The 17176-nt window shown below is 66.5% G+C and carries 19 protein-coding genes; 7 read left to right on the top strand and 12 right to left on the bottom strand.

Features of this window, described 5'->3' with window-relative positions:
* Positions 1 to 31 precede the first annotated feature (31 nt).
* The gene (locus QM590_RS01985; protein ID WP_269593715.1) at positions 32 to 493 is read left to right on the top strand and encodes an NUDIX hydrolase; all 462 of its coding nucleotides are present in this window, start codon (positions 32 to 34) and stop codon (positions 491 to 493) included.
* A 12-nt stretch (positions 494 to 505) separates the two neighbouring features.
* On the opposite strand, the gene manB is transcribed toward QM590_RS01985, so the two are convergent.
* Genes manB through rfbD form a run of 3 tightly spaced genes read right to left on the bottom strand, consistent with a single transcriptional unit; the run spans position 506 to position 3390 of the window.
* Complete coding sequence (gene manB / locus QM590_RS01990; protein ID WP_068045714.1) at positions 506 to 1600, bottom strand: mannose-1-phosphate guanylyltransferase; 1095 nt, start codon at positions 1598 to 1600, stop codon at positions 506 to 508.
* Entirely contained in the window at positions 1590 to 2501 is a 912-nt protein-coding gene (locus tag QM590_RS01995) for a glycosyltransferase family 2 protein (RefSeq protein ID WP_269593505.1), read from the bottom strand. The genes manB and QM590_RS01995 overlap by 11 nt, the downstream gene beginning before the upstream one ends.
* A 34-nt stretch (positions 2502 to 2535) precedes the next feature.
* The gene (rfbD, locus tag QM590_RS02000; RefSeq protein WP_269593503.1) at positions 2536 to 3390 is read right to left on the bottom strand and encodes a dTDP-4-dehydrorhamnose reductase; all 855 of its coding nucleotides are present in this window, start codon (positions 3388 to 3390) and stop codon (positions 2536 to 2538) included.
* A gap of 457 nt (positions 3391 to 3847) precedes the next feature.
* On the opposite strand from rfbD, the gene QM590_RS02005 reads away from it, so the two are divergent.
* Together QM590_RS02005 and QM590_RS02010 are read left to right on the top strand one after the other, a co-directional pair.
* Complete coding sequence (locus tag QM590_RS02005; protein WP_269593714.1) at positions 3848 to 5272, top strand: LCP family protein; 1425 nt, start codon at positions 3848 to 3850, stop codon at positions 5270 to 5272.
* Positions 5273 to 5330: 58 nt separating this feature from the next.
* Positions 5331 to 6071: a TIGR03089 family protein gene (locus tag QM590_RS02010; RefSeq protein WP_269593502.1), complete on the top strand. Its 741-nt coding sequence runs from the start codon at positions 5331 to 5333 to the stop codon at positions 6069 to 6071.
* On the opposite strand, the gene QM590_RS02015 is transcribed toward QM590_RS02010, so the two are convergent.
* The 3 genes from QM590_RS02015 to QM590_RS02025 are packed head-to-tail and all read right to left on the bottom strand — an operon-like array spanning position 6059 to position 8158.
* Positions 6059 to 6448: a hypothetical protein gene (locus QM590_RS02015; RefSeq protein ID WP_269593500.1), complete on the bottom strand. Its 390-nt coding sequence runs from the start codon at positions 6446 to 6448 to the stop codon at positions 6059 to 6061. The two genes, QM590_RS02010 and QM590_RS02015, sit on opposite strands and share 13 nt — an antisense overlap.
* Positions 6445 to 6963, bottom strand: a complete 519-nt coding sequence (purE, locus tag QM590_RS02020) for a 5-(carboxyamino)imidazole ribonucleotide mutase (protein ID WP_269593499.1) — start codon at positions 6961 to 6963, stop codon at positions 6445 to 6447. The genes QM590_RS02015 and purE overlap by 4 nt, the downstream gene beginning before the upstream one ends.
* Positions 6956 to 8158 (bottom strand): 5-(carboxyamino)imidazole ribonucleotide synthase, encoded by a 1203-nt coding sequence (locus tag QM590_RS02025; RefSeq protein ID WP_411741274.1) that lies wholly within the window; start codon positions 8156 to 8158, stop codon positions 6956 to 6958. Before QM590_RS02025 ends, purE begins: the two co-directional genes overlap by 8 nt.
* Positions 8159 to 8355: 197 nt before the next feature.
* Here QM590_RS02025 and QM590_RS02030 point away from each other — a divergent pair, with 197 nt between their 5' ends.
* A complete protein-coding gene (locus tag QM590_RS02030; protein WP_269593497.1) occupies positions 8356 to 8916 on the top strand; it encodes a GtrA family protein in 561 nt (186 codons plus the stop codon).
* A 37-nt stretch (positions 8917 to 8953) separates the two neighbouring features.
* On the opposite strand, the gene QM590_RS02035 is transcribed toward QM590_RS02030, so the two are convergent.
* From QM590_RS02035 to QM590_RS02050, 4 genes are read right to left on the bottom strand one after another with little or no spacing between them, the layout of a single operon-like run.
* A complete protein-coding gene (locus tag QM590_RS02035; protein WP_269593496.1) occupies positions 8954 to 10273 on the bottom strand; it encodes a sensor histidine kinase in 1320 nt (439 codons plus the stop codon).
* Positions 10274 to 10279: 6 nt separating this feature from the next.
* The gene (locus QM590_RS02040; RefSeq protein WP_037190266.1) at positions 10280 to 10960 is read right to left on the bottom strand and encodes a response regulator transcription factor; all 681 of its coding nucleotides are present in this window, start codon (positions 10958 to 10960) and stop codon (positions 10280 to 10282) included.
* 39 nt (positions 10961 to 10999) lie between these two features.
* Entirely contained in the window at positions 11000 to 11599 is a 600-nt protein-coding gene (locus tag QM590_RS02045; RefSeq protein WP_269593495.1) for a PH domain-containing protein, read from the bottom strand.
* A 47-nt stretch (positions 11600 to 11646) separates the two neighbouring features.
* On the bottom strand, positions 11647 to 12483 hold the full coding sequence (locus QM590_RS02050) for a biotin--[acetyl-CoA-carboxylase] ligase (protein ID WP_094642499.1): 837 nt from the start codon (positions 12481 to 12483) through the stop codon (positions 11647 to 11649).
* A 96-nt stretch (positions 12484 to 12579) separates the two neighbouring features.
* Between QM590_RS02050 and QM590_RS02055 the strand changes: the two genes are divergently transcribed.
* The 3 genes from QM590_RS02055 to QM590_RS02065 are packed head-to-tail and all read left to right on the top strand — an operon-like array spanning position 12580 to position 15169.
* The gene (locus QM590_RS02055; protein WP_269593494.1) at positions 12580 to 14220 is read left to right on the top strand and encodes an acyl-CoA carboxylase subunit beta; all 1641 of its coding nucleotides are present in this window, start codon (positions 12580 to 12582) and stop codon (positions 14218 to 14220) included.
* Positions 14217 to 14504, top strand: a complete 288-nt coding sequence (locus QM590_RS02060) for an acyl-CoA carboxylase subunit epsilon (protein WP_269593493.1) — start codon at positions 14217 to 14219, stop codon at positions 14502 to 14504. Before QM590_RS02055 ends, QM590_RS02060 begins: the two co-directional genes overlap by 4 nt.
* 2 nt (positions 14505 to 14506) lie before the next feature.
* Entirely contained in the window at positions 14507 to 15169 is a 663-nt protein-coding gene (locus tag QM590_RS02065) for a Maf family protein (RefSeq protein WP_269593492.1), read from the top strand.
* A gap of 48 nt (positions 15170 to 15217) precedes the next feature.
* Here QM590_RS02065 and QM590_RS02070 read toward each other — a convergent pair whose 3' ends face one another.
* Together QM590_RS02070 and QM590_RS02075 are read right to left on the bottom strand one after the other, a co-directional pair.
* Complete coding sequence (locus QM590_RS02070) at positions 15218 to 15661, bottom strand: flavodoxin domain-containing protein (RefSeq protein ID WP_068051234.1); 444 nt, start codon at positions 15659 to 15661, stop codon at positions 15218 to 15220.
* Between the two features lie 114 nt (positions 15662 to 15775).
* Positions 15776 to 17155: a hypothetical protein gene (locus QM590_RS02075; protein WP_149405432.1), complete on the bottom strand. Its 1380-nt coding sequence runs from the start codon at positions 17153 to 17155 to the stop codon at positions 15776 to 15778.
* Positions 17156 to 17176 lie beyond the last annotated feature (21 nt).

Consider the following 17176-nt stretch of genomic DNA (forward strand, 5'->3'; position numbering starts at 1 on the left):
CGATTCGAACGACGAATCGCTCCGGCACACGATGCTGGCGTTTCTCGACAGCAGCCCGGACGCCTGCCTGCGGGCCAACGAGGCCGGCCATTTCACCGCGTCCTCGTTGGTGCTCGACACGTCGGGTACCCATGTGCTGCTGACCCTGCATCCGAAGGTCGGTCGGTGGATTCAGCTCGGCGGGCACTGCGAACCGTCGGACGAGACGGTTGTCGACGCAGCGCTACGGGAGGCCACCGAGGAATCCGGGATCGCCGATCTGACGGTCGACCCGATCATGCTCTCCGCGCACACACATCCGATCACCTGCTCGCTCGGTAAGCCGACGCGGCACCTCGACCTGAGGTTCCTGGTCCGGGCCCCGGACGGAGCGCGAGCAGTCCGCAGCGAGGAATCGACGGATCTGCGCTGGTGGCCGGTCGATGCTCTGCCCGACGACGCGGAGCGCGAGACGATCGACCACCTCGTGTCGCTCGCCGCGCGTCGTCGGTAGGGACCGCCTGGGTCAGACGTCGGTGGAGAAGCGGACTCCACCGTCGGGCAACTTGACGCCGGGCCACACGCGCGCTCCGCGGAGCAACTCGCAGCGGGCCCCGATGTCGGCACCGTCGCCGATGACCGCGTCGCGCACCAGTGCACGGGGTCCGATACGAGCACCGAAGCCGAGAATCGATCGCTCGACGACGGCACCCGCTTCGACGACGGCACCGTCGAACACGACGGCTCCGTCGAGGCGGGCACCCGCTCCGATCTCGGCGCCGCGTCCGACGACGGTTCCACCGATCAGCAGTGCGCCCGGTGCCACTCCCGCGCTCGGATGTACAAGCGATTCGCCGCGGTCCCCGTGCAGCGCAGGCGACGGCGCGATGCCGCGAACCAGATCGGCCGAGCCCTTGACGAAGTCCTCGGGTGTTCCCATGTCGCGCCAGTACGCACTGTCGACGTGTCCGTAGACCTTCTTGCCCTCGGCGAGCAAGGCCGGGAACACTTCTCGCTCCACCGACACCGGACGGCCGGCCGGAATGGATTCGATGATCTCGCGCTTGAAGACGTAGCACCCGGCGTTGATCTGATCGGTCGGCGGATCCTGCGTCTTTTCGAGAAACGCTGTCACTCGGCCGGATTCGTCGGTCGGCACGCAGCCGAACGCGCGCGGGTCGCCGACACGAACCAGGTGCAACGTGACATCGGCATCGGTGTTCCGGTGCGTGTCGAGGACCGCGGTCAGATCGGTGCCGCCCAGGACGTCGCCGTTGAAGACCATGACGTTGTCCGCGCGCAGGCGCGGAAGTACGTTCCTGATGCCGCCACCGGTACCCAGCGGCTCGGTCTCGAAGACGTACTCGAGGTCGATGCCCATCGAGGATCCGTCACCGAAATGCTGCTCGAACACTTCGGCTTTGAACGACGTTCCGAGGACGACGTGCTCGATACCCGCGGCCTTGATGCGCGCCAGCAGGTGCGTGAGGAACGGCAGCCCTGCGGTGGGGAGCATCGGCTTGGGTGCCGAGAGTGTCAGCGGCCGGAGCCGAGTTCCCTTGCCGCCGACCAGGATGACTGCGTCGGTACGTGCGGCGACCGATGTGGGACTATCCGGCATGTCCAGCCTCTGTTCTCTCGTCCGATTCTCGTCCGTCAACTGCTCGCGCCCGAAGCGCCGAGGCCACAACGATCTTCGAACGAAGACCGAGACCGCCACGCAGTGCCCATCGTAAGGGAGCCTGCCACGTTCGGTCGTGTCGATCGGCCTGGAAGCGGTACGCACTGGTGTGATGTGCGGGCAACATCACTTCCGGATGCCGTCCTGCCGCATGGCCTTTCGAGTGGGTCACCTCGACGTCGGGAACGTAGACGTTGTGCCAGCCCGCTCTGCCCAGCCGGTCGCCGAGATCCACGTCCTCCATGTACATGAAGTAGCGCGAGTCGAATCCGCCGATGGAATCGAACGCCGAACGCCGCAGCAGCAGACAGGATCCCGACAGCCACCCCACCGGACGCTCGCTGACGGTCTCGTTCTCCTGGCGATACCGCCGAGTCCACGGGTTCGTCGGCCAGAGCTTGCCGAGCACCGCGTGTCCCGCACCGGACGTGAGATCGGGTACCGACCGTGCCGACGGGTACCGCGAGCCGTCGGGCTCGCGAATGAGCGGTCCGAGGGCACCCGCCCGCGGCCACCGCGCCGCTGCGTCGAGCAGACCGTCGAGCGATCCGGGATGCCACCGCACGTCCGGATTGGCCACGACGACGAACTCGATGTCGGGGTCGATCTCGGCCACCGCGCGATTGACCGCTGCGCCGTAGCCGATGTTCGCACCGGTTAGCAGCAACTCCGCTTCCTCGAACGCGACCTCCGCTGCCTCGGGCGCGCCGTCGACCGAGCCGTTGTCCGCCATGATCACCCGAAGGGGCCGCGTCGTCGCCTCACGTAGAGACGTCAGGAACTGGTCAAGGTATTCGCCGGGTGAATAGGTCACCGTCACCACGGCCAGCTCGGAACTCACGCGGGCAAGACTAGCCCGATCTCGCGTCGAACCCTCATGTCGACTGCGTCAAGGCTGCTGTCAACGCATCCGACCACGGCCGCGCCGGGGTCAGACCGGCATCGACCCACGCCGTCGGTGAGAGCACCGAGTACGCGGGCCGAGGGGCCGGAACCGCGTATTCGGCGCTCGAGCACGGCTCGACTCGCTCGGGATCGGCACCGATCCCCGCGAACACCGCGCGTGCGAGGTCGAACCAGCTGGCCTGCCCCGCATTGGTGAAGTGCAGCGTTCGTCCGCGCACAGCAGGGTCGGCTTCGATCTCGAGCAGGCCCGACGCCAGATCCAGGGCGAACGTGGGCGAACCGATCTGATCGTTCACCACGGAGATCGTTTCGCGCTCGCCTTCGAGTCGGCGCATCGTGGTCACGAAATTCTTGCCCGTGTTGTCGTAAACCCAGGCGGTCCGCACGACCACGGCCTCGGGCAGCTCCTCGTGCACAGCGAGCTCGCCTGCGAGCTTGGTGCGTCCGTACGCCGACTGCGGTGCGGTCTTCGCATCGACCTCGTACGGTTCGGTTGCTGTGCCGTCGAACACATAATCGGTGGAGACGTGGATCAACCGGGCTCCGACACGCCCGCAGGCGCGCGCGAGATTTCGAGGGCCGTCCGCGTTGACCGCCGACGCCCGGTCCTCGTCGGTCTCGGCGGCGTCGACGGCGGTGTAGGCAGCGCAGTTGATCACCGTTGCCCCCGCGCTCACCGCGGCGTTCACGGCGTCGGGGTCGGTGATGTCCAGGTCGGCGGACGAATATCCGACCACCTCGACTCCGTCACCTCGTTCGGCGGCCAGAGACATCACTCGGCGGCCCAACTGGCCGTGTGCACCGGTCACCACGATCGCATTCACGGTTGCCAAGTGTGGCACGCCGCGTTCGCTTCGGCGAGGCAGCGACCGGTGACAAGTAACCTTCGAACGGCGGGGGGAGAACAACGAAGTAGGCGGGTTTCAGGCCGGCCGGAAACGAGAGAGGGTCGTCACGGTGCCACGAGATCCAGGCACGCCCGGAGGTGAGTGCACTCCCCCGCCGAGGCGGAGCGCTCCCCGGCGATCCGACGATCCCCGAGCGCGCACCTCGGGACGCTCCAGCGAGCGCGAGGGCGCCGCCCACCGATACGTCGACGACGAACACCGCGGAGAACGCCGCACCGGAGAACGCAGACATGGCGCTCCCAGCGAACGCGCGACCAGATCGCGTCGTCCCGATCGGCGAAGCCCTCGCGGTGGCGTCGAGCGACCCGGATCCGACGGCAGGGGCCCTCGCGTCGGCAGCACCCGATGGCCTGCAACCCACGTCGCGGTCGCAGTGTTCTCGATTCTCGTCCTGCTGGTGACCGGTTTCGCGTGGCGCAGTGTCGACAGCCTGCGCTCCAATATCGCCACCGCGGGTGGTCTCGGTCTCGGCGGAGCCGCCGACGGCGCCGTCGACATTCTGATGGTCGGCACGGACAGTCGTACCGATGCCCACGGCAATGCGTTGTCCCCCGCAGAACTCGCATCCCTCAATGCCGGCGAAGAGGTGGCGTCCAACACCGACACGATCGTGTTGATCCGCGTTCCGAACGACGGTTCGTCGGCCACCGCGATTTCCGTTCCGCGGGACTCGTACGTCGAGGTACCCGGTATCGGCATGTCCAAGATCAACGCCGCGTACGGCGCGACCAAGGAGAACAAGCGACTCGAATTGGTCGAGCAAGGAGTGACGGACGCCGACGCCGAATCCCAGGCCACCGAGGCCGGCCGCGAGGCGCTCATCGATTCGGTCGCCAACCTCACCGGGATCACCGTCGATCACTATGCCGAGGTGGGGCTGCTCGGCTTCGTGCTGCTGACCGATGCCGTCGGCGGTGTCGAGGTGTGCCTGAACAACCCTGTGCAAGAACCACTGTCGGGTGCGAACTTCCCCGCGGGCGAGCAGAATCTCTCCGGTTCGCAGGCTCTGAGTTTCGTCCGACAGCGGCACGATCTTCCGCGCGGGGATCTGGACCGCATCGTGCGCCAGCAGGTGTTCATGGCCTCGCTCGTGCGGAGTGTGCTCAGCGCCAAGACGCTGAGCAACCCCGGCAAACTGGGCCAACTCAGCACCGCGGTGCAGCGATCGGTGACTCTCGATTCCGACTGGGACATTCTGCAGTTCGCCACGCGCCTGCAGGATCTCGCCGGCGGCAAGGTCAAGTTCGAGACGATCCCGGCAGTCGACATCAATGCGACCACCGACTACGGCGAATCGATCGTGCAGGTCGATCCCGCTGCGGTGCAGAAGTACGTCGCAGGCCTGCTCGCCGACGGTAACTCGGCGGAGACCAACGCCGAGGATTCGGACGCACCGGCTGTCGATCCGTCGACGGTGACCGTCGACGTCGCGAACGACAGCGGTATCGACGGCCTGGCCAACGGTGTCGCCGGTTCGTTGACGGCGTTGGGGTACGTCGACGGCACCATCGGAAACTACGAGGGCGCGTCGATCTCGGCGAGCCGCATCCAGGCTTCCGATGTGGACAGCGATGCCGCGCGCGCCGTCTCCGCAGCGCTCGGCGGACTGCAGATCACCGCGGACGACACCCTGTCGGCGGATACAGTTCGGGTGGTCCTCGCGAACGACTACGCGGGGCCGGGCTCGGGTCAGGCTGCGACGGCGGAAACCGTTGCTCCCGAGTCGGGTACGGCGGTTCCCGAGGCACCGGCGGCCCCGATCGACGCCGGTTCCGTCGGTCCGATGTGCGTCAACTGATCGGCGTTCGCTCAGAGCGTGTGAATCGGAGTTGTCGAGCGTCATCTAGGGTCGTGGGGTGGCTTCGAATCTGACTCAGACCCTGCTCGACCCGATTCTCGCCGCCGATCCGGCCGGTCCGCGCATCACGTTCTACGACGACGCGACCGGGGAGCGGGTCGAGGTGTCGGCGGTGACCCTCGCGAACTGGGCGGCCAAGACCGCCAATCTGTTGCGCGACGAGTTCGGCTTCGAGGTGGGTGGCAGGGTGAGTGTGCTGTTGCCCGCGCACTGGCAGACCGCTGCGGCACTGCTGGGAATCTGGTGGGCAGGCGGCGAGGTGATCCTCGGGGCCGACGACTCCGCGGACGTCGCGATGGTGTCGGGTGATCGGCTCGACGAGGCTCCCGACACAGACGAAGTGCTGGCCTTCTCGCTCGACGCCTTCGGCAAGGCGGTCCCCGATCTGCCGATCGGGATGACCGATTACGCGACGTCGGTGCGGGTGCACGGCGATCAGTTCAGGGTCGCGGGTTCCGGGAGCGCGGGTTCCGAGAGCGCAGCCGCGGCGCTGGACGGACGTTCGGTGGACGAAGTGCTCGCTGCCGCTCGTGAGCGAGCCGACGCACGGGCCTGGACGGCCTCGGATCGGGTCATGTCCAGCGCGTCCTGGACCACAGCCGACGAGCTGATCGACGGGCTGATCTCGGTACTCGTCGTGGGGGCGTCGCTGGTTCAGGTGGCACATCCGGACGAGGAGAAGTCGCAGCGGCGCGCCGAGACCGAGAAGGTCACCGGCAATCTTGCTCAGCCGGGCTGACGGTAGCCGCCGTCGGCGAGTCCGGCCTCGATCTCGTACTTGTTCGCCGGGCCCCGATGTCGCGCTTCTTCGGCGAGGTAGCGGAACGGGAAGCTGAGCCCGAAGTTCGCCCATTGGTCTGCATGGACCGCCTCGTGTCGCAGTACCCGACGGGCGGTGTTGCCCTTCGTCAGGTAGGCACCGCCGAATGTCGTTCCGCCGCGGCCGAATCCGCCACGCAGACCGGTGCACACGAACAGGGAGAATTCGTCGTCGAAACGCGCCGTGCCGCGCCAGAGTCGGGCATAGAACAGCGCCAGCCGCGTCACGAACATGGACTGCCGACTACCGCGACCGGCGCGCCGGATCTGCTCGCTTCGTGACACGGCTGCGCTCACCCGAGCAGAGTGGTGCGCAGAGCTTTGTCCTTCTCGAGCACCATGGCCTCGAGTGAGGCCTGGAACGCGGACATCCGTTCTTGCAGAGCCGGATCGGAGGCACCGAGAATCCGGACCGCGAGCAACCCTGCATTGCGTGCACCGCCGATGGAGACCGTGGCCACGGGGACTCCGGCGGGCATCTGAACGATCGAGAGCAGCGAGTCCATACCGTCGAGGTACTTCAGCGGCACCGGCACGCCGATGACCGGCAACGGTGTGGCCGACGCGACCATGCCGGGCAGGTGGGCCGCTCCCCCGGCCCCGGCGATGATGACGCGGATCCCGCGGCCTGCGGCCTCGCGGGCGTAGTCGAGCATGCGCTGCGGGGTGCGGTGCGCGGATACGACGCCTACCTCGAAGCGAATTCCGAACTCCGCGAGCGCTTCTGCCGCGGCTTCCATCGTCGGCCAGTCGGAGTCGCTGCCCATGATCAGGCCGACTGCAGGGCCTGAGTCGATCGTGTTGTCAGTCATCGTGCGGGTCCCATCCGTCGGTCCATTCGGCGTGCGACATCCAGTGCGCTGCGCGCTCGGCTCGCTCGCGCACCGAGGCCACGTAGGCGGGGTCGGCGAGCGAACCCGACTGCGCGCCCAGGATGTTCACGTGTCCGATCTTGCGATCCTTGCGCTCGCCCTTGCCGTACAGATGCACCTTCGCATCGGGCATGCGGGCGAACAGGTGATGCAGCCGCTCGTCCATCGTCATCTCGGGGGCCTGCGGCGCGCCCAGAATGTTGGCCATGACCGTCAGCGGAGCGAGTGGATCGGTGTCACCGAGCGGGTAGTCGAGTACCGCACGCAGGTGCTGCTCGAACTGCGAGGTGCGGCACCCGTCCATGGTCCAGTGCCCGGAGTTGTGGGGTCGCATGGCCAGTTCGTTGACCAGGAGCTTGCCGGAGGTGGTCTCGAACAGTTCGACCGCGAGATCTCCGACCACGCCGAGCGCACCTGCGATGTCGAGGGCAAGCCTGCCTGCGAACGTGGCCACGTCCTCGTCGAGGTCGGGAGCCGGTGCCAGCACCACGGCGCACTGGCCGTTGCGCTGCACTGTCTGCACCACGGGCCACGCGGCTCCCTGGCCGAACGGCGATCGTGCCACCATCGCCGACAGCTCACGGCGCATGGCCACCTTCTCCTCCACCATGAGCGGTACACCCAGGTCGAGTTGTGCGGTGACGATCTCCTCGGCTTCCTCGGCGTCTGCGGGCATCCAGACTCCGCGTCCGTCGTAGCCGCCGCGCACTGCCTTGAGTACCACCGGCCAACCGTGCTCGTCGCCGAACGCGATCGCGTCCTGCGCCCACGAGACCTCCGCGTAGGCGGGACCGGGCGCGCCCAGTTCGGCGAGCTTGCGACGCATGCGCAGCTTGTCCTGGGCGAAGATCAACGCGCTCGGCGGAGGTTGTACGTTGACCCCTTCTGCCACGAGAGTCTCCAGGTGCGCGGTGGGCACGTGCTCGTGGTCGAAGGTGAGCGCATTGGAACCGGTCGCGGCAGTGCGCAGCGCATCGAGGTCGTCGTGGTGGCCGAAGACGACGTCGGGGCTGACCTGAGCTGCCGGCTCGTCGGCACCGGCGGCGAGAACGCGAAGGGTCTGTCCGAGTTCGATCGCGGACTGATGAGTCATGCGGGCGAGCTGACCGCCGCCGATCATCGTCACCACGGGCATTCCGGTCGACGACGGGCGCGCAGCAGTGGGGCGCGGTTCGGTACCTGTCACGGCTCACCATGGTGTCATGTCGCACGCATTCGGTCCGAACCGGCAGCCGCAGGCGAGACGGCGGACTCGGCGAGGACCTGTGGAAACCCTGATGATCGGAGCCTCGGTTCGGCGGAACCGGAATGTGTTTCGTAGACTTCACCGTTGTGCCGACGATCGCAAGCGTGCTCCAGCGCTTACCCACGCCCCTTCGGGACCTCGCGATTCGGCACAGTGAGCTGATCAAGTTCGCCATCGTGGGTGGCACGACGATGGTCTTCGACCTCGTCATCTTCTATTCGCTCAGCCTGACGGTGCTCGAGCAGAAGCCGGTGATCGCCAAGATCATCTCGGGTGTCCTCGCCACCCTGCTCAGCTACTTCCTCAACCGCGAGTGGGCCTTCAAGCATCGTGGTGGACGCGAGCGGCACCACGAGGCGCTGCTCTTCTTCGCGATCAGCGGCATCGGCGTGCTCATCGCAGCCGGTCCACTGTGGATCGCGAACAACATCTTCGACATTCGCGACACCAGCGAATCCCTGACGACCGTGGTCATCATCGACTTCGTCCTCAACTACATCATCGGTAACCTGTTGCAGATGGCATTCCGGTTCTGGGCACTACGCCGCTTCGCGTTCCCCGAGGACAACGCGCGCACGATCCTGGAAGTGGACGCCGAACGCAACGAGGATCCGACCGACGCAGCGGACGCACTCGACCAACCCTGAGATGCACCAACGCTGAGTTGCACCACCCCTGAGATGCTCAGCGTGGTTCGCGCCGAGGCACCGCAGGCGACGGTTCCCGCCACGCAGGCAGGAACACCGAGAAGAGTGCCGGGCGGCGTCGCTGCAGTTCCAGACGGCCGCCGTCCGCCTCGATCAACGCCCGGGCCAGTGCGAGCCCGACACCGGTGGAACCGGCTCCCGAGAATCCGCGGTCGAAGATGTGCGGAGCAAGTTCGTTGTTCACCCCTGGCCCCTCGTCCGAGACCTCGACGCAGACCAGTCTCTCGCGGCGTCCCTCCGTGCTCTCGACGGCCGAGACGGCTCGAACCGCCACCGTGCACGCTCCCTCTCCGTGCACCAGGGAATTGTCGATCAGCACCGAGACCGCTTCGCGCAAGCGCGATCCGGTCACCGAGGCCTTCAGATCCGCGTCGCCCTTGATCGCCAGGGGCCGACCCACGTCCTCGAAGTTTCGCTGCCATTCGACGATGGTTCCTGTCAGCTCATCGACGACCGAGACCTCGTGCGCGTCGGCCGCGCCGTCACTACGAGAGGATCGAACGAGCTCGTCTATGGCAAGGGTCAGCCGATCCACCTGGTCCATCGCCTCGTTGGCCTCGTCTACCACCGCCGGGTCCGGGTGTGTGGAAATTTCGTCCAGGCGTAGACGGACAGCGGTCAGGCGACTGCGAAGCTGATGCGAGACATCGGCAACCAACGTGTGCTCACGCTGCAGCCGTCCGGCGATCTCGACGGTGGCCGAGTCCAGAACCTCCGAGACCCGATCGAGTTCGGCGATGCCGTGCCGTCGTGGATCCGGCCTGAAGTCGCCTTCGGCCAGGCGAGCAGCTCGCCGCGCCACATCCTGCAGCGGGTCGGCCAGGCGCTTGGCCGTCACGACGGCCACGACGGTGCCTGCCATCGCAGATGCGAGAACGACGAGCGTCACCGCTCCCAGCGCTTGGCGCTGAAGGGACCGCATGTCGTCGGACGGCACTTCGAGGCGAAGCGAACCCGAGGTACCCATCGACAGCGATTCCACCAGCGGGCGAGGCACGGACGACTGCCCGATGTCCGCGCGCGAGGCGGCATCCTCCGGAGTCGGATAGATGACCACGAGCCGGCCGCCCTGCGGGATCGCCAACCGGAGCGAGCCGATGTCGAGTTGACCCTCGATCAGCCCCGCAGACCCTTCCTGCGAGATGATCTCCGCCGCCATTCGATCCAGGCGTGCCTGCAGGTCGTTGCGGGTGAAATCCTCCACCCACAACCACGCGGTGTACATCAGGGGCAAACCGAGCAGCAACGCCGTCATGACGACGACAGCGAGAATCGAGACCAGAATTCGACGCCGCATCGACCGCTAGTCGCTGTTGATACGGAAGCCGACGCCGCGCACCGTGGCGATGCGACGCTCGGCCACCGGCCCTTCGTCGCCGATCTTGCGACGCAGCCAGGACATGTGCATGTCCAGAGTCTTCGATCCGCGCAACTCTGCATCGCCCCAGACCTCACGCAGGATCACTTCGCGAGAGACGACCTGGCCCGCATGGTCGAGCAGGACCTTGAGCAGCTCGTATTCCTTGTTGGCGAGAGATATTTCGGTGCCACCGACCAGGACGCGTCGGGCAGCGGGTTCGAGACGAATCGCACCGACCTCGATCGGGGAATCCTCCCCGGCACCACGGCGGCGGAGCAACGCACGTACGCGGGCCATCAGCTCGGCGAGCCGGAAGGGCTTACCGACGTAGTCGTCGGCCCCGGCGTCGAGACCGACCACGAAGTCGACCTCGTCGGTGCGTGCGGTGAGCATGAGTACGGCAACCTCGGATCGGTTGGCACGCACCTGCCGACACACTTCGAGGCCGTCCATCCCCGGCAGGCCGAGGTCGAGTATCAACAGGTCGAATTTTCCGTCCAGCGCACGCTGAAGGGTGGCGGGGCCGGTCTGTTCGACGGTCACCGTGTAGCCCTCGCGCCCGAGCGCTCGGGACAGGGGTGCAGCAATGGCTTCGTCGTCTTCGGCAAGCAGCACGTCGGTCACATCGGTCACCCTACGGTTCGAAGGTGAGAACAGCCTGTGTTACCTGCGTCTACCGGCTCGCCAACCGGGCTTGGACTCGCCGGCCGAATCCTCGGGCGTCGGCTCGAACGCCGCTTCCCGGCCGTGCAAGGGTTCGCGACGGTACTCCATCGAGTCGAATACTTGCTGGTAGAGCAGCGAATGGACGCGTTGTACGTGCGGAATGTCGTCGAACTCGAGTGGGTCGTCCGATGCCGAGGCGATGATCAGCGTGCCGGTCCGCAACATCCGGTCGATCAGTCCGTGTCGAAACTGCACATTGCTGATTCGACTCATCGGAATGTCGATGCCGGAGTGGGTGAGCACGCCTTGTCTGATCAACACTCGTCGATCGGTGACGATGAAATGCGTGCACTTCCAGCTGATCAGCGGCACCAGGCACCGCCACACGACGATCGCCGCCCACAGCACCGCGGTAGCGATCATGGCGGCGTTCGCAGCGGTCGATTCGAGGCGTGCACTCGCGGCCCCCAACCCGACGCCTGCCAGGCCCGTGACGAGAACGAACGTGACCGACGGCAGGACGAGCATCTTCCAGTGGGGGTGATGATGAAGCAGGAGCTCTTCCTCGTCGGCCAACGCGTCCTGTGGATAACCCACGTGCACTCCTGACTACTCGCTACGACTTCCGTCGAGTCGATATGGTCTCACGCGAGAGGTCGCAGATGAGTGACATCACCGGCGGCCACGGCCAGCACCGACGGGTGATCGGACCCGGGGTGCTCGACCTCGATCACGATCCGGCCGTGCTCGTCGACGTCGACCGCGGTTCCGACCTTCTCGTCGCCGCCGGGCAGATCGACTCGCACACGCTGCCCGATCGTGCCGCACCTCTCCCTGTACCGGTGGGCGAGGGCGTCGGTGTTCCAGTTCGAGTCCCGCCACGAGTCCACCTCGGCGGCCATCCCCCGCAGAATCGCCCGAACCAACGTGTCGCGGTCGAGAACCGCGGCCCCCTCCAGCGCCAATGACGTCGCCGTGGGTACCGGCAACTCGTCGACGGTCATCGTCACGTTCACCCCGAGCCCGATCACGACAGTGGGCGACGGTCCGTGCGCGGCGACCTCGGCCAGGATGCCCGAGACCTTCTTGCCTCCGATGAGGACGTCGTTGGGCCATTTCAGCCGAGCATCCACTTCACCGACCGTGCGCAACGCGTCGACCAGAGCGATTCCGGTCATGAGCGACACCCACCCGAGCACGGCGGGATCGATTCCCGGGAACTTCAGCAGCATCGACACGAGGATCTGCGACCGAGGCGCGCCGGAGAACGGTCGCGCATGCCTGCCACGTCCGCTGTCCTGGTGTTCGGCGATCAATGCCGTCCGGTCTGCGTAGTTGGCAACCCCCGCGATCAGGTCGGCATTGGTCGAACCGGTCTCCGCCACCACGTCCAGCCGGGACCACGAGGCCTGCGGGCCGTCCACCAGTGCCCGGCGAAGCGCGCGGACGTCCAGTGGTGGCCGATCGAGGTTTGTCCACATGCGCACCAGCATATGGGCTCGCCGTCAGGCCGACGGCCTGTCGGCAACCACCCTCGGTCGGGGCGCAGATCACACTCGCAGTTAAAGTGGTTCCCCATGACCAGCGTCCAGGATTCCACTGCACACGGGTCGGCCGAAGCCCCCGATATCCATACCACTGCGGGTAAATTGGCCGATCTTCGTAAACGTCTCGCGGTTGCGGAGATTCCGTCCGGTGAGGCAGCGGTGGACAAGGTCCACGCCAAAGGCAAGCTCACCGCCCGCGAACGGATCACCGCGTTGCTCGACGAGGGCTCGTTCGTCGAACTCGACGCCCTCGCCCGGCACCGCTCCCAGAACTTCGGGCTCGGGGACAACCGGCCCTTCGGTGACGGTGTCGTCACCGGCTACGGCACCGTCGACGGCCGCGATGTGTGCGTGTTCTCCCAGGACGCAACCGTCTTCGGCGGCTCCCTGGGCGAAATCTACGGCGAGAAGATCGTCAAGGTCATGGACCTGGCCGTCAAAACCGGACGGCCCCTGGTCGGGATCAACGAAGGTGCCGGAGCCCGCATCCAGGAAGGTGTCGTCTCCCTCGGGTTGTACGGCGAGATCTTCCACCGCAACGTCCGCGCCTCCGGGGTCATCCCCCAGATCTCGGTGATCATGGGACCCGCCGCCGGCGGGCACGTCTACTCCCCGGCACTGACCGACTTCGTGGTCATGGTCGACGGCACCTCCCAGATGTTCGTCACCGGACCCGACGTCATCAAAACCGTCACCGGCGAGAACGTCACCATGGAAGAACTCGGTGGCGCGCACACCCACATGGAGAAATCCGGTGTCGCGCACTACGTCGCATCCGGAGAACAGGACGCCCTCGACTACGTCCGCGACCTCCTGTCCTACCTACCGAGCAACAATCGCGCCGACGCCCCCCGCACCGCACCCTCGGACCCGATCGCCGGGTCCATCGAAGACAATCTGACCGCCGAGGACCTCGAACTCGACACCCTGATCCCCGACTCACCGAACACCCCGTACGACATGCACGAGGTCATCACCCGGATCCTCGACGACGACGAATTCCTCGAAGTCCAACAAGGCCGGGCCCGCAACATCATCGTCGGGTTCGGGCGCATCGACGGCCGATCGGTGGGGATCGTGGCCAACCAACCCACCCAGTTCGCCGGAACGTTGGACATCGATGCTTCCGAGAAAGCAGCCCGCTTCGTCCGCACCTGCGACTGCTTCAACGTCCCGATCATCACCCTGGTCGATGTTCCCGGGTTCCTGCCCGGCACCGGGCAGGAATACAACGGCATCATCCGACGCGGCGCGAAACTGCTCTACGCCTACGGCGAAGCGACCGTCGGCAAGATCACCGTCATCACCCGCAAAGCGTACGGCGGCGCCTACGACGTGATGGGTTCCAAGCACATGGGAGCCGACGTCAACCTCGCCTGGCCGACCGCGCAGATCGCCGTCATGGGAGCCTCCGGTGCCGTCGGGTTCGTCTACCGCAAACAGTTGCTCGAAGCCGCCAAGAACGGAGAAGATGTCGACGCCCTGCGCCTGAGGTTGCAGCAGGAATACGAAGACACCCTCGTCAACCCCTACATCGCCGCCGAACGCGGCTACCTCGACGCCGTCATACCCCCCAGCCACACCCGCGGCCAGATCGTCACCGCACTACGACTACTCGAACGCAAACAAGTCACCCTCCCACCCAAGAAACACGGAAACATCCCACTATGAACGAAGCGAATCATGACGCAGCGAGCGACGAAGCGAATCATGACGCAGCGAATCCGAGCGAGGTGGTTTCCCCGTCCCCTGCGGCTGTTCGGGTGGTGAAGGGCAATCCGAGCGACGAGGAAATCGCCGCTCTGGTGACGGTTCTGACGGCTGCCCAGGGCGGATCCGAGTCGACGGGCGATTCTCGTCCTCGTGAGCTGTGGGGTTCACCGGAGTTGCTGCATCGCCGATTCGCACCTCAGTCGGCGTATTCGTATGCCGCGTCGGGCCGCTACCCACGGTGACGATGCGGTCGTCCGTCGATGCGCCGGGGCCTGTTCGTCTGGTCCTGGCGTCGGCGTCGCCTGCGCGTTTGTCCGTGCTGCGCGGTGCCGGGGTGGAGCCGATCGTCCGGGTGTCGGGTGTCGACGAGGATGCGTTGACAGCAGCGCTCGGGCCGTCGGTGTCTCCGGAAACGGTGGTCACGGAACTGGCCCGAGCCAAGGCCGCCGCGGTGGCCGAGACGTTCTCGGATTCGAGCGACGATCTGGTGATCGTCGGCTGCGATTCGATGTTGGCCATCGGCGGGGAGCTGCACGGTAAGCCACATTCGGTCGAGGTGGCGCGCACGAGATGGCAGTCGATGGCGGGCAACAGCGGCGACTTGCTGACCGGCCACGCTGTGCTCCGGGTGACCGACGGAGTGGTCGTGGCGCAGGCTGCAGCGCACAGTTCGACCGTCGTACATTTCTCGACGCCGTCCTCGGTGGACTTAGAGGCCTACCTCGACTCGGGTGAACCGTTGTCGGTGGCCGGGGCGTTCACGTTGGACGGGCTCGGCGGCTGGTTCGTCGACCGCATCGAGGGCGATCCGTCGTCGGTGATCGGCATCGGCCTACCGCTGGTGCGAACACTGCTCATTCGTGTGGGTACGTCCCTGGCCGCACTGTGGGGCAGCGCCCCGGCCTGACCGTCCGGCTCCGCCGACCGCTGGGCCGGACGGAGCCGAGTCCTGCCGTCAGGGCAGAAGATCGATCAATTCGCGAGCCCACTCCTCGGCCATGGTCTTCGGCTTGATGTTCGACGAGCTGTCGTGCCGAGCATGAGTACCGACCTGCTTGCCGCCGAGCTCGGTGAGCTTCTCGGCGATGATCTCGCCGCCGCGGTTGAAGGTGTCCTCGTAGACCCGGTCGCCCAGACCGAACACCGCGAACTGCAGTCCCGCGAGGTCCGGCGCATCCTCGACGAGCGCATCGAAGAAGGGTTCTGCACCGGTGGGGAGCTCTCCGTCTCCGTAGGTGGAGCAGATGACCACGTGGAAGTCGTCGGTGTCGATGTCGGACACCTCGTACTCGAGCATGTCGCGTACCTCGGCGTCATGATCGCTGAGCACGTCCGCAATCTTGTCGGCGACCTCCTCGGCCGTACCGGTCTCGGACCCGAACAACACGACCACTGCCATGGATCGCTCCCCTTTCTCACACCTGCTCGAACACTCGAACAGTCGGAAAGCATAGCCTCACCGGCGATCCGGTCGAAAATCCGTCCTTGCCCGCCATTGTGACTTGTCTCGAGGTCACCAGAACTCGGGCGTCAGGCCCCATCGATCGAACTCCACCTCGACGAGCCCTCTCAGGTGCTCCTTGCTGGGAAAGCTGTCCGGATCGAGCCCGGTGACGCACAGGGTGGCGCGTTCGCCCGATTCGTTCCACCAGGCGCTGACGCCACCGCCCGTGCGGCGCAGTAGGGCCACGTCGGTGTTCTGCGTGATGGACCTCATCGCCACCGCGGTGGCGTCCAGACCACCGATGGTCCGCAGTGCGACGCCTCTGGCACCGAGATTCGAGCACAGACACAGCGGGGCCGAGCCCGACGCGGCGAGTTTGGCCACGATCGCGTCGGGCAGCAACTGCATCAGCGGTTTGAGGAGCTCGAACGTCGTGGTGACCGTGCGATCGGCCTGGGTTCTGAAGGCGTTTTTGCTCGCCGCTCGAATTGCTCCGAGATCGTCGAGGTACGCCCCTCCCGGCTCGACGTGGATCGAGACGCCGGACGTCGCGTTGGCACGCCGATCACCCGTGGTCCTGGTACTGACCGGGAGGGCGACGCGTACCCGGTCCTCGGTCGAGACTCGGCCGCTGCCGGTCAGTATCCCGAGCACCACCGCGACCAGGAGGCTGTTGGAACTGCCGCCTTTGTTCGCCGCGGCGGCAGACCACTCCGCAGACAGACAATCGACGACGACGGTGCTCGGCGTCCACGCGCCCTCGGCAGGGGCGACGATCGCACGCGGACGGTCGGCACCGGTGCCCTCCGGTGTTCCTGCGCTCGCGTCGGCGGACGCCGTGGACCGTGCCCGTACCGCCGCCACCGCGGTGCGGCCGAGCGCTCGTGCCGCACCCGAGAGCGCTGCACCGACACGGCCGAGACCATCGGAGAGATCGGCACGGGAGATCGCCGTCGCGGACAGGGGACCGTCATCGAGGCCGACGCGCAGAAAATCGTCGGGGACGGCATGTCCGGCCAGCGCGGCCGCGGCTGCGGAGGTGAGTGCCCCGCCGTCGCCGACGACGTGAGAGCCGACCAACGACACGACCGTGCCGCCTTCTTCCACCGAGGTGGCCGACAATCGCCACGCCGGTCCCCCGATCGGATCCAACGCCACGGCGGCCTCGTCCTCGATCCACCTGTCGACCGCCGCACGGGCGATCGGTGGCCCGATCACCACCGGATCGGCGGGTCGACGCGCTGCGGTCCAGCTGTCACGGGCTCCGGGCACCCGGGCCCGTCGAACGGATCGATCGATCGGGCCTTCGGCGAGCATTCGCCACATCGATCGCAGCGCGTCCGGAGCGACGGCGCGGTCGAACCGCCAGACGATCTGGTTCACCACCGGTACCCCGAGAACGCATTCCATCCGGAGGAACAGGTCGTCGTCGTACGTCAGTCTTTCCACCCCGCGAGACTATCGCTGCGC

The sequence above is a fragment of the Rhodococcus sp. IEGM 1372 genome, from assembly GCF_030056835.1.
GTDB lineage: Bacteria > Actinomycetota > Actinomycetes > Mycobacteriales > Mycobacteriaceae > Rhodococcoides.

What these genes read in the sequence shown, in the direction of transcription:
- QM590_RS01985 (WP_269593715.1), top strand. Translation starts at nt 32, where the DNA reads ATGCTGGCGTTTCTCGACAGCAGCCCGGACGCCTGCCTGCGGGCCAAC.
- QM590_RS02055 (WP_269593494.1), top strand. Translation starts at nt 12,580, where the DNA reads ATGACCAGCGTCCAGGATTCCACTGCACACGGGTCGGCCGAAGCCCCC.
- manB (WP_068045714.1), bottom strand. Translation starts at nt 1,600, where the DNA reads ATGCCGGATAGTCCCACATCGGTCGCCGCACGTACCGACGCAGTCATC.
- QM590_RS02065 (WP_269593492.1), top strand. Translation starts at nt 14,507, where the DNA reads ATGCGGTCGTCCGTCGATGCGCCGGGGCCTGTTCGTCTGGTCCTGGCG.
- QM590_RS02025 (WP_411741274.1), bottom strand. Translation starts at nt 8,158, where the DNA reads ATGCCCGTGGTGACGATGATCGGCGGCGGTCAGCTCGCCCGCATGACT.
- QM590_RS02060 (WP_269593493.1), top strand. Translation starts at nt 14,217, where the DNA reads ATGAACGAAGCGAATCATGACGCAGCGAGCGACGAAGCGAATCATGAC.
- purE (WP_269593499.1), bottom strand. Translation starts at nt 6,963, where the DNA reads ATGACTGACAACACGATCGACTCAGGCCCTGCAGTCGGCCTGATCATG.
- QM590_RS02050 (WP_094642499.1), bottom strand. Translation starts at nt 12,483, where the DNA reads ATGTGGACAAACCTCGATCGGCCACCACTGGACGTCCGCGCGCTTCGC.
- QM590_RS02070 (WP_068051234.1), bottom strand. Translation starts at nt 15,661, where the DNA reads ATGGCAGTGGTCGTGTTGTTCGGGTCCGAGACCGGTACGGCCGAGGAG.
- QM590_RS02035 (WP_269593496.1), bottom strand. Translation starts at nt 10,273, where the DNA reads ATGCGGCGTCGAATTCTGGTCTCGATTCTCGCTGTCGTCGTCATGACG.